Raw genomic sequence first — 11,932 nt, 5'->3', positions numbered from 1 at the left:
GTGGGGGGTTCAGCCGGCCGGCGCCAGCATCTCCTTCCATCCGTCGTCTCCTGTTTTGGTCGAGTTCTCGACGGAGTATTTCACCCCATCGGGCCCCACCAGTTCACCGCTCTGCGGACTGTAGATGGCGGCGGGGGGCCCGCTCGGAGTGTAGACACACGGATTGGGCTGCTGGCCGTTGCACTGCACCGTGCCGCTCCCCGGCCGCGACAACGGGTCGCTGGTCGGCGGCGGCGTGCCCGGGACCCGGTCCGACGGAGCCGGGTTAAGGCCGTTGTTAACGGACGGTGCCGGAATCACCATGCCGGGCCGCACCGACTGATCGCAGCGCGCCGCGGGCGCCGGACAGGTCAGGATCTGGTTCGGGTCCCCGTACCAGGGGTTGGTGCCCGCCGGCACGTACGGGTTGGGGTCACGGCACTCCCGCGGCGTGGCCGCCCGCTTGCCGGGCGCGTCCGTGCACGGGATGTTGCGCGATCCGCGCACGCCGTTGGCCGGGGTTTCCATCGGAATCTTGCAGTAGGTGCCCGACGGCAACGGCGCCAGGTTGGTGTCCGCCGGAGACCGCCACTCCGCGGCCGGAATAAAGCCGGTCAGGCAGGGCGGGGGCTGGTTGATCGACAACGCCAGGTCGAGCGCGGCCTGGTTCGGGAACGGCGCGGCCACCGTCTGCGCGATCGACGCACCCTGGGGCAGGAAGACCAGCACCTGCTCAACACCGGTGTGGTAGCGCTTCAGCAGGTCGAACACCACCTCGAGGTTCGCCAGCGTCTGCGGCAGCGAGTCGCGGACGTCGTTGAACACCTCGTTGACCTGATCGGCGGTCGGCGCAGCCTGCCGCAGCACGCTGCGCAGGTGCCCGTCCTCCCGGGCGGCCTGCGCGGACAGGTTGTTCAGGTTGCGCGCCCAGCGCTCGATCGCGGCGTTGGAATTGACCTGACTGTCCAGGATCGGCCCGGAGTTCTGGATGATGTCGTTGACGTCGCTGATCTGGGTTTTGAAGTCACCGACGATCGCCTGGGTGGAGTCCACCAGCCGCTGCAGGGCAGGGCCCAACCCGCCGACCGACTGCGCCGTCTCATCGAGCAGCTGGCCGATCTTCTCCTTGGGCAACACCGCCAGCCCCCGGTTGGCGGTGTCCAGCGCGGGCCCGATCTCGGCGGGCACGGTGCCCCTGGTGATGGTTTGCCCGGACGAGAGGTACTTGCCCGGGTTGCCGCCCGACACCAGGTCCAGATACTGCTCGCCGACCGCCGACACCGAGTGCACGTTGGCGACCGTGTCGGACGGGATCTTGTAGCGGCTGTCGATGCTCATCGTCGCCTGCGCGCCCGTTTCGGTGGGCTCGACATCGGTGACCTTGCCGATGGTGATGCCGCGGTAGGTCACGTTGGCCGTCGGGTACAGGCCGCCCGACGCGGGTAGGTCGGCCTTGAGCGTGTACCGGCCGATGCCCACCAGGCTCGGGATCTGCAGGTAGTACACGCCGAGCACCAGGATCGAGATCACCGTCAGGATCCCGAACGCGATCAGCTGCCGTCGGATGAAGGGAGTCAGCAATTCCTATCCGCCCTTTCCACCAGGGGACCGCCGGGCGCGTCGTTCGGGTTCGGCGTGTAGCGGACGTCGGGGATCATCGTCTCCGGGTCGCGCCCGTACGACTGCTCGAGCGCGCGCAGGGCCCCCGACAATCCGGTGCCGGTGAGGAACGCATTGTCGATCGAGCTGTAGGTGACGTCCAGGGTGATCGAAATGTTCTGGTAGTCGCCGCGCATGAGCTTCGGAATGGTGTCGATGTCGTAGGGCTGCGTCAGGATCAGCTTCAGCGCCCCGATCAGATACGGCGACGCCCTGCCGAGCTCCTTCAGCGGGCACTGCAGCGCCTGCAGATCCTGATGCAGCGGGCCGCGCGCCTCCGACAGGTACTGGTCGGCGGCCTGGCTCAGCCGGCCGACGGAGTCGACGGCGTTGATCAGCAGCTGCTTGGTGTCGGCGAAATGCTTGATCAGCGGCGGGACATCGGTCAGCACCCGATCCAGCACATCGGCCCGGCCACCCACGTACGCCAACAGCCGGTTGGTCGAGTCGATGGCGTGGGTGATGTCATCTCGCTGCTGATTCAGCTGGTCGGTGAAGGTATCCAGCTTGCCCAGGAAGGCCCGGATCTGATTGCCCCGGCCGTTGAAGATGTTGAAGACCTCGTTCTGCAGCACCTCCAGGTTCGGGATGCCGCCGCCGCGCAGGATCAGCGACAGGCTCGCCAGGGTCTGCTCGGTGGTGGGAAACGCCGACGAGTTCTTCAGCGCAATGGTGTCGCCGTCCTTGAGCTGCCCCACCGGGTTGGGCGGCGCCGCCAGTTCCACGTGCTGCGAACCCAGCAGCGAGGTCTGACCGATCTTGGCCGTCGCGTTCCTCGGCAGCTTGACGTTCTTGTCGATCCCTAGCGTGAGCGTCGCCACCCAGTTCTTCAACTGAATGTCCTTGATGGAGCCCACGAACACGTCGGCGACCATCACCTTGCTGTTGCCGTTGATCGCCAGCGTGTCCGGCATCTGCACGTAGATGGTCATCGCGCCCGAGCCGCTGCCCGGGCCGCCCGGGATCGCCACGTTGGAAATCCCTTTCCATCCGCACGAGCTCAGCACCAGCGCGGCCACCCCGAGCACCAGCCCCTGCCAGGCCCGGTGACGCATCCTCGGCATCAGCCTTAGCAGCGCACTCACTGGCCACCCCCTAGGTCAGCCGCGGCGGGCGCCGCCGGCCCGCCGGCGTTGGGGGCCGGCGCCGCGACCGGCGCGGGCGTCGGAGCGACCGGGCCGGGGGCCACCTCCGGCCCCGGCGGCGGCGGGGGTATCGGCACCTGCGGCGGGTTTTGACCGATCACCGGCGAGGGGCCCTCGTCGTAGGCGTTCGGCGGCCCGGGCGGGGTGTGGAGAGTCGACTGCACGGGCGGAATGTTGGGCCCACCCATCAGTTCGGCAAGTGACTCAGGCGTCATGAGGCCTTGTGTGATCGGTCCCACTTGCTGCCCCTGCATGCCGGGGGCCACGATCCACCCGTGTTCGGTGTTGCGGTGCGACGTCGGCGTATCCGGTGACCAGATGCCCGGGACGGTGGTGTCCTTGTATCCGTCCGGTGGATGCAGGCGAGGCTCGGAGTAGGCGACCTCCTTGGGCAGCGTCTCGGCCGTGCTGGCCACGTTGAGGCCGAACGGCAAGTAGTTGAACTTGATCGCGTCGAGGATCGGCGCCAGGTATTGCGCGCACAGCTCGGCGGAATCCTGGTAACCCAGCCGGCTGCCGGCCTGGATCGAGCTGCAGATGAACTGCATCGGGTTGGCGAAGTTGGTGATCGCCGGGACGGCCACCACCGACCCGTGCGTCGGGTGGTAGATCTGGTTGATGTTCGCCGCGGCCGTCGGGAGGACGTGCAGGGCGGTCTCCAGACCGTTCAGCGGATCGGGTTGCAGCAGCGCGTTCGTCGCCGTCGCCAGGTTGTTGACGTCGTGGGTCAGCACCTCGCGGTTCTTGTCCAGCCAGGGCCGCACCGTGGAAAGCAGGCCGTCGAACTGCTGGATCGCGTCGGCCAGGGCGCCGTCGGAGCTGGCGAGCCGGCCGGTGACATCGGCCAGGTTCTGGTTCAGCGCGACGAACTGCTGATCGTCCTGGTGCAGGGCGTTGACGAACAGCGCCAGGCTGCGCACCACCGCAAAGAAGTCGCCGCGACCCTCGTTCAGCGCGGTCAACGCCTGCGACAGGCTGTTCAGCGTGTTGTTGATCTGCTTGCCTTTGCCGGCCAGCCCGTTCGCGTAGGACTCGATGACCTCACCGAACGGACCCTTCGGCTGCTGGGGCGTGGGGCCGAGCTTGGAGATGATGTTGGTGATGCTGTTGCGCAGCTCGTCCCACTCCACCGGCACCTGGGTGCGCTCCTCGGGGATCACGGCGTTGTCGGCCAGCACCGGGCCGCCCTTGTAGGCCGGCTCCAACTGAATCGCGCGCGAGGCCACCAGGGTCGGGTTGAGGATCACCGCCGACGCGCTGGCGGGCACCTTGTACTTGTTCTGATAGTGGAAGGTGACCCGCATCTTGTCGCCGGCCGGCTCGATCTTGTCGATCGTGCCCACCCGCAGCCCCATGATCTGAACCTTGTCGCCCGGGTAGAGCGCGTTGGCTGCCGGGAAGTAGGCGACGACGGTGTTGTTGGTCAGCTTCTGGTACAGCTGCCACCCGGCGTAGCCGACCACCAGCGCCAGCACGATCGCCAGCGACCCGACGATCACCGACGTCCGGGACAGCTTCGGCAGCCGGATGTTGCGGACATCAAAGATGGTGCTCAATTCTGGCTACCTCCCGTGATGCCGCTACCTCCCGTGCCGCCGGGGTTGATGAACGGTGCCGGCAGCTGGTTCCCCGGCCCGGGCGGCGCGGGCGGGCCCGGTGGCAGCGCGGGCGCGAACGTCGACGGAGGCGGCGTCGGGCCGGCCGGCCCCAGGTTCTCGGTGCGCGCGCCCGGCGGCGCCTGAGTCGGCAGTGGCACCGGCGTGCCCGGAACGTTCGGCGGCGGGTCGCCCGGCCGCCCGGCGATGTTGATGCCCGGGGTGGGCGGCAGCCCGTCGGGGTTCGGCGGCGACGTCGCGACGTCGACGGGCGCCGGGAAACCTACTCCACCGAACGGGCCGATGGCCGCGCCCGCGCACGGCAACGGGTTCCACGGCCGCGGCAGGCCCTCGTCACCAGTGGTGATGTTGCCGCCGGGGTTGGCCGGCGTGTACGAGCACGGCGACCCGGGCGGGACTGCTGGACCGGGGTGATCGGGCGTGCCCTCCAGCACCGGCGGCGCCGGCGGCGGCGCGCCGTTGGGCTGGCGGGTGCCGTTGGGGTCGGGCCACCGGTATTCCGGCAGACCCGCACTGCGCCAGAAGTTTTCGGGGTCAATACCGCGCTTCTTGAACGCGGCGTCGATGAACGGCTGCACGATCTGACCGGGAAACAGGTTGTGCAGCACCACCTTGAAGAACGGTCCCGACGCGATGGCCTCGTTCAACGATGGCAGGAATTTGCCGACCTCGGTGAAACCGGCGGCGAGGTCGTCCTTGCGCTGGACCAGGATGTCGCTGACCGTGCGCAACTGCTCGAGCACGTGGTTGAGGTTGGGGTTGTCGTTGATGAAGCCCTTGACCTGTTCGGAGAAGGCGGCGATGTTGCCCAGCAGCGCGTTGATCGCCTGGCCGCGCTCGTTGAACGCGGCCAGCAACACCTTCGCGTTCACCAGCAGCCGGTCGATCTGCTCGCTGCGATCCCCCAGGATGCCGGCCACCTGATTGGCTTGCGCGAGCAGGTGCTTGACCTGCTCGTCGCGCTTGCCGATCGTGTCGGAGAACTTGGCCACCCCATCGAGCGCGGAACTCAGGTGCGGGTAGGTCTGATCGATCGTCTCCGACAGCACGTGCAGCGACTGCTTGACCGTGTCGATGTCCCAACCCTGCGCGGCTTTGGTCACGTCGAAGAATGCGTCGTAGATCTGATACGGCGTGGTGCTCTGCCCGATCGGCAACGAGTCCCCCGGCCGCAGCGCCTGGCTGCCCCGGTTCTCGATCTCGAGGACCTTTTTCCCGAGGATGGTGTCGGTCTTGATCGCCAGCCGGCTCTCGGTGCCGATCCTTTCGGTGCCGAGATTGAATTTGATCAGGATGTGGTCGCCGTCGATCTTGAGGCTTTCCACCTTCCCGACGTCCATGCCGGCGATGCGCACCTTGTCGCCGGTGCTCAGGCCGCCGGTGTCGGTGAACTGCCCGTAGTAGTGCGGTTTGGCCATCAGCATCGGCACGCTCGTGAAGCTTTGCCCGACGCCGATGACGAGCAGCGTCACGATGATGCCCATCAGGCCGATGCGCATCCGGTTGGGGGGTTCCAGCGTCCTCATTGCGGCGTGCACCTACCCGTCGGCTGCGAGAAGAGCTTGACCGTGCGCACCGGACCACCGGCCTGCAACCCGTTGATCTTGAGGGTGATGTCGCAAGCGTAGAAGTTCACGAAGTCGCCATAGGAACCGATGGTGCGCCCGATCATGTTCAGCGCGGTCGGCACCTTGTGGATGAAGTCGTTCAGCTGCTCGCGCTGGTCGATGAGCGGCTGCTGGACGGCGTCGAGGTAGTTCAGGGTGCCGTGCAGCAACCCGCGGTCCTCGGCCAGCAGGTCGGCCACCGTCCCGGCGGCGTTGCTGATGTGCGCGGTCCCGCCGGCCAGCTGGTCACCGTGATTCTTCAACCCGGTGATCAACACCTCGAGGTTGTTGACGGTCTGATCGAATTGCTGGCGATGCCGAACCGTGGTGTCCAGGACGACGTTCAGGTTCTTGATCACCTCACCGATCGCCTGGTCGCGCTGGCCGAGCTGAGAGGTCAGCTGCGCGGTGTTGTCGAGGATGTCGTTGATGGTGCCGCCCTGACCCTGGAACACGGTGATCAGCGCGGTCGCGATGGTGTTGACCTTCTGCGGGTCCAGCGCCCGGAAGAGTGGCTTGAAACCGCCGATCAGCGCGTCGAGGTCGAGCGCCGGCGAGGTCCGCGACACGGGAATGAAGCCACCCGGGGGCAAGACCTTCTCGGCGCCCTCGCCCTCGCCGCGCTTGAGCTCCAGGTACCGGTTGCCGATCAGGTCGAGGTAACGGATCTGCGCCGTCGTCGACTGGTACAGCGGGATCGCGCGGTCGACGCTGAAGTTCACCCGGGCGCGCCTGCCGCCGTCGACCAGCTTGATCGAACTGACCTTGCCGATCTCCACGCCCGAGGCCCGGACGAATTGGCCCTGCCGCAGCCCGCTGACATTGGTGAATTCCGCGGAGTAGCCGTAGGTGCGGTCGAAGCGCATCTGACCGAACACCACGATGATCATCACAGTGAAGATCAGCAGCACCAGCGAGAAGATGCTGAGTCGGACGATGGTTCCGGAGATTTTCATGGGTTGATCGTGTTGTCCCCTACTTGGCGGCCCCAGACGTACTCGATCGCGTACGGGGAACCGGTGTCGAGGTGGTTGTATGGCGCGATGCTGTTGCCCGAGTCCATCACCAACTCGGGCGCGGGCCACAGGTCATGGGTGATGTGCTGCCAGCAACCCGGCGCGCCGCCGGGGCCGCCGCGCGCGTTCACGCGCGGCAGGTTCTCGGGCCACACGTACGGGTTCGGCGCCCCGCCGATCAGAGTGGCGATGTTCCCCAGGCCCGCAAGTCCTTGGGTGGGCAGCGCGAAGATTCCGATCAAGCCGACGAGGGTCACCGCCGACAGCGGGTTGAGCAATAGGCCAAGCCCGGACAGCAGCTTCGTGTCGGCGTTGAGCGAGTAGCCGTTGCCGCCGAGGAACGACCGGGCCGTGGGCTCGATGTCGTGATAGTTGCGGACGGTGCAGAACAGCTCCGGGCTGTAGGTGTCCAGCAGCTGGGCCGTGGGCACCAGGTCCTTGGCCCCGCGCGCCAGGTACGGCCCGCCCTTCTCGAAGATGTCCGCGCCGGTGTTGCCGAACCCGGCCGCCGACAGCAACGCCTGGTCGAGATCCTTCTGCTGCGCATTGATCGTGCGCGACGTGACGACGGCGTTGTTGAGGAAGTCGAACAGATCCGGTGCGGCGTTGGCGTAGGTGTCACCCAGACCGGCCAGCTGCCGGATGTCGTGACGGGCCTGCGGCATCTGCGGGTTGACGTCGTCGAGGATCGCGTTGGCGTTGACGACCGACTGGCCGAACCTGTCGCCCAACCCGGTCAGCGCCTGGGCGGCGGCGCTCAGCGTCAGGTTCAGCTTGACGGGATCCACCTGCTGGGCAATTTCGGTGATGGTCTGGAACAGCGTGTTGATCTCCGTCGTCACCGACGTGGCTTTGATATTGAAGCGTTGGTTCCCTACCACGGCGGCGACAGTCTGCGGCGAGATCCCTTGCGGTGACGGGTTTTTCGGCGTCGTCAACGACACATACTTGCCGCCGAAGACGGTGGTTGCCTTGATGTCGGCGGTCACGTTCGACGGGATCAGCTTGAGGTATCTCGGATATACATCGAGGGTGAAATTCGCCGCCGGCTGACCGTCGACCGTGGTCGGGGCGATGCCGGCGACCCGGCCGATCTCGACCCCGTTGTAGGTGACCTTGGAGCCGGGGTCCATGACCAGCCCGGCCCGATTAGCCAGCATGCTCAACTGGGTCTTCTCGGTGAAGTTCCCCCTGAACTGCCAGAACACACAGAAGAAAACCAGCACGGCGACAACCAGTACCGCGACCCCGGCCCACTTGTACGGCGGATTGCGGGGGGCGTTGATCTTTCCGGCGAGCCCTGTCGTGGTCGTCATGGCTACACCGTTAAAGCGAAGTTCGGGTTGACGCCGTAGAGCGCCAACGCTGCGGCCAAAACGACAACCTGCACCGATACCAGCGAGAAGCGCATCGATCGGCCGACGGCCTCGCCGACGCCGACGGGCCCGCCGCCGGCGTTGTACCCGTAGAAGCAGTGGGTGATCATCACGACGGCGGTGATGAGGATGGCTTCCACGAAGGACCAGAACACGTCGTCGGGGCGCAGGAACGTCCGGAAGTAGTGCTCGTAGGTGCCGTGCGATTGTCCGTAGATCACGGTCGTGGTGATCTGCGGTGACAGGAACGACATGATCATGGCCAGCGAGTACAGCGGGATGATCACCACCAGGCCGGCCATGATCCGGGTGGTCGCCAGGAACGAAATCGACTTGATGCCCATTACCTCGAGGGCGTCGATCTCTTCGCTGATCCGCATGGCCCCCAGCTCCGCGGTGGCGCCGGCGCCCACCGTGGCGGCCATCGAGATGCCGGTCACGACGGGTGCGGCGATGCGCACGTTGATCAGCGCGGCGAAGAACCCGGTGAACGCCTCGACGCCGATGTTGCCCAGGGACGCGAACCCCTGGATGGCGACCAGGGAGCTACCGGACAGCGTCACGAAACCGACGATGGCGACGGTGCCGCCGACGACGGCCATCGCGCCGGTGCCCATGCCGATCTGGGCGATCAGGCGCAGGGTCTCCTTGCGGTAGTTGCGCAGCGCGTGCGGGATGTGCCCCAGGGCCGTCGCGCCGAACCAGGCCATCTGCCCGATGTCGTCGAGTCCGCGGCCGAAGGCACCGCCGTAGCGGTTGAGGTTTTCGGCCGCCCGCGGGAAGCGGGCGCGCAGCACGGTGCCGGTCGACATGTCAGCGCCCCGTTCCGAAGCGCACACCGATGGTGGTCAGGACCACGTTGACCGCGTACAGCGCGACCACGCAGAGCACCACGGTTTCGTTGACTGCGGTGCCCAGCCCTTTGGATCCGCCGCGCACGGTCAGCCCCCGGAAACACCCGACCAGCCCGGCGATCAGGCCGAATATGGCGGCTTTGACCGTCGCGATGATGACCTCGGGCAGGCCCGTGATGGTGGTCAGGGTGGCGAGGTAGGCCCCGCCCGACACGTTCTGCAGGTACACGCCGAAGAGGTAGCCGCCCACCAGGCCGACGGTGATGACGAGTCCGTTGAGCAGCGTGGCGACCAGGGTCGCGGCGATCACCCGGGGCACCACCAGCCGGTGGATCGGGTCGATGCCGAGCACCTCCATCGCGTCGATCTCCTCGCGGATGGTGCGGGCGCCCAGGTCCGCGCAGATGGCCGTCGAGCCGGCACCGGCCACCACCAGCACCGTGGTCAGCGGGCCCAGCTGGGTGACCGCGCCGATGGCGGCGCCCGCGCCGGACAGGTCGGCCGCGCCGAACTGGGCCAGCAGAACGTTGAGGGTGAAGATCAGCAGGACCGTCAGCGGGATCGACACCATGATCGTCGGCAGGAACGCCACCCGCATGATGAACCAGCACTGCAGGACGAACTCGCGCCATTGGAAAGGCCAGCGGAACAGCGCTTTTCCGGCCAGGACACACATCCGGAAGAATCCGCCGATGAGAGTCAGCGGCGTCTCCAACTGGTCGCGCAGGTAGCCGACCAGGTAGGGGCCCCGCCGACTTTCCGTCGTCGTCACCGCTGCCCCCTCCCCTCGGCACCGCGAGCCCGCACGCCTATCCCCCTAGCCCCGACAACGCTGGGGGTGCCCCCACTTCGCCCCGACCCTTCGTCTGTGACCATCGGCTCCCTACCCGCAAGTAGTAACGGAGACCACAGGAATGTACCCGATGGCCGTGACCGTGTGAACTGCGTGCGCACAATTAACCCTTCGTCAACAGCGGGCAAACGTTACAGTTTCCGTCAATCTGCCTCTCCGTTCGCTGAATCCCTTGCTGCAGAAGCACTTTCGGTTGTAGTGACGACTCCGTAGCGCACCCGCAGCTCAGTCTTGAGCACCTTCCCGGCCGGGTTGCGGGGCAGCGCATCGACGATTTCGAGCGCTTTCGGATGCTTGTAGCGCGCCAGCCGCTCGGTCAGGTAGTCGTGCAGGTCGTCGAGCCGCAACTCCTCGCCGGCGACGGCCGCGACCGCGATCGGCACCTCGCCCCACTTCTCGTGGGCCCGGCCGATGACGGCCACCTCGACGATCTGGGGATGGCCGGCGAGAACGTTCTCGACCTCGGCGCAGTAGATGTTCTCGCCGCCGGAGATGATCATGTCCTTCTTGCGGTCGACCACCCAGACGTAGCCGTCCTCGTCCATCCGGACCAGGTCGCCGGAATGGAACCAACCGCCCGCGAACGCCTCCGCCGTCGCCTGCGGGTTGTTCCAGTAGCCGCTCATCAATGTGGGTGCGCGGTAGACGATCTCGCCCACCTCGCCGACCGGCACGTCGTTCATGTTTTCGTCCACCACGCGGGCCGCGACCGTGGGGATCACCTTGCCCACCGAGCCGCGCTTACGGATCGCGTCCTCGCCGAGCAGCATGCAGGTGACCGGCGACATCTCGGTCTGCCCGAACGCCGCCAGGATCTGGGTTCCGGGGAAGGTTGCCGACATCTCCCGCAGCAACGCGTCGGGCGCCGGGGCCGCCCCCCACGACATCACCCGCAGCCGCAGCTCGCGGGGTCGCGCCTGCTGCTCGGCGCACACCGCCTGCCACTGCGCGGGGACCAGGAACAGGCCGGTGACCTTCTCCGCCGCCAGCACGTCGAGCAACTGCCCGGGGTCGAAGGCCCCCAGCGGATAGATCACCGTGGGGATGCCGAGCAGCATGCTGGTGAGCATGTTGCCGATGCCGGCGATGTGGAAGAACGGGACGCCGATGAAACCGACGTCGCTACTTATATCGGCGCCGTTGGTGTACAGCCCCGTCATCGTCTGGCCGGTCAGGTTGGCGTGGGTCAGCACCGCGCCCTTGGGCCGGCCGGTGGTGCCCGAGGTGTACATGATCAGCGCCGGCGAATCGTTGGGGATGTCGACGGGTGCGCGCGGTTCGCCGGGCTCGTTAATGAGGTCCTCGTAGCCGAAGACGCGGTCGTCGGTTGCCGCACCGGCCACGACGATGGTGTCGAGCATCGGCTGGATGTCGCGCACACCGGTGGCCACGGGGGCCAGCACCGATTCGGTGATCAGCACGCGGGCTTCGCAGTCCTCGACCAGGAAGACGATCTCGGCCGAGGTGAGCCGGAAGTTCAGCGGGACCGCGATGGCGCCGAGAGCGTTGGCGGCCAGCACGGCCTCGACGAACTCGGGGCGGTTGAGCATCAGGATCATGACCCGGTCGCCGAAGCCGACTCCGCGGCGGCTCAACGCGTCGGCCAGCGCCGAGACCCGGCGGTGCAGCGCCCCCCAGGTGACCGTGTTCCCCAGGAACCGCAGCGCCGCCGCCTCCGGTTGCATCAGCGCGTGCCGCTCGAGTTGGGTGCACCAGTTCTGCCGACGGGCCAGGTATGGCTGCTCGGTGGCCTGGGTCAGATGGCTGGCCAATTGCGCGGTCAACTGCTGCCTCCCCTTCACCTCGGGCACCGCTTGCGCCAGGTTG

At 67.0% G+C, this 11,932-nt stretch carries 8 protein-coding genes and 1 pseudogene; all 9 read right to left on the bottom strand.

Features of this window, described 5'->3' with window-relative positions; translation table 11 throughout:
• Positions 1 to 9: 9 nt before the first annotated feature.
• Complete coding sequence (locus A5787_RS06110; RefSeq protein ID WP_066963180.1) at positions 10 to 1,560, bottom strand: virulence factor Mce family protein; 1,551 nt, start codon at positions 1,558 to 1,560, stop codon at positions 10 to 12.
• A complete protein-coding gene (locus tag A5787_RS06105; protein ID WP_066963177.1) occupies positions 1,554 to 2,702 on the bottom strand; it encodes a virulence factor Mce family protein in 1,149 nt (382 codons plus the stop codon). The genes A5787_RS06110 and A5787_RS06105 overlap by 7 nt, the downstream gene beginning before the upstream one ends.
• 17 nt (positions 2,703 to 2,719) lie before the next feature.
• Positions 2,720 to 4,339, bottom strand: a complete 1,620-nt coding sequence (locus A5787_RS06100) for a virulence factor Mce family protein (protein WP_066963174.1) — start codon at positions 4,337 to 4,339, stop codon at positions 2,720 to 2,722.
• Positions 4,336 to 5,925 carry a virulence factor Mce family protein gene (locus A5787_RS06095; protein ID WP_066963171.1) on the bottom strand — a complete coding sequence of 530 codons (1,590 nt, stop codon included), beginning with the start codon at positions 5,923 to 5,925 and terminating at the stop codon, positions 4,336 to 4,338. Before A5787_RS06095 ends, A5787_RS06100 begins: the two co-directional genes overlap by 4 nt.
• A complete protein-coding gene (locus A5787_RS06090; RefSeq protein WP_066963167.1) occupies positions 5,922 to 6,962 on the bottom strand; it encodes a virulence factor Mce family protein in 1,041 nt (346 codons plus the stop codon). The genes A5787_RS06095 and A5787_RS06090 overlap by 4 nt, the downstream gene beginning before the upstream one ends.
• Positions 6,959 to 8,338 (bottom strand): MCE family protein, encoded by a 1,380-nt coding sequence (locus A5787_RS06085; protein ID WP_066963164.1) that lies wholly within the window; start codon positions 8,336 to 8,338, stop codon positions 6,959 to 6,961. The genes A5787_RS06090 and A5787_RS06085 overlap by 4 nt, the downstream gene beginning before the upstream one ends.
• A 2-nt stretch (positions 8,339 to 8,340) precedes the next feature.
• Positions 8,341 to 9,210, bottom strand: a complete 870-nt coding sequence (locus tag A5787_RS06080; protein WP_066963161.1) for an ABC transporter permease — start codon at positions 9,208 to 9,210, stop codon at positions 8,341 to 8,343.
• A 1-nt stretch (position 9,211) separates the two neighbouring features.
• The gene (locus tag A5787_RS06075) at positions 9,212 to 10,024 is read right to left on the bottom strand and encodes an ABC transporter permease (protein ID WP_066963158.1); all 813 of its coding nucleotides are present in this window, start codon (positions 10,022 to 10,024) and stop codon (positions 9,212 to 9,214) included.
• Between the two features lie 195 nt (positions 10,025 to 10,219).
• Positions 10,220 to 11,889: pseudogene (gene fadD5 / locus A5787_RS06070) on the bottom strand (fatty-acid--CoA ligase FadD5).
• Between the last annotated feature and the right edge of the window lie 43 nt (positions 11,890 to 11,932).

It is taken from the genome of Mycobacterium sp. 852002-50816_SCH5313054-b (genome assembly GCF_001667185.1).
Taxonomy (GTDB): Bacteria; Actinomycetota; Actinomycetes; order Mycobacteriales; family Mycobacteriaceae; genus Mycobacterium.
The sequence above is the reverse complement of the archived record's forward strand: the minus strand, read 5'-3'. Positions and strand labels throughout refer to the sequence as shown.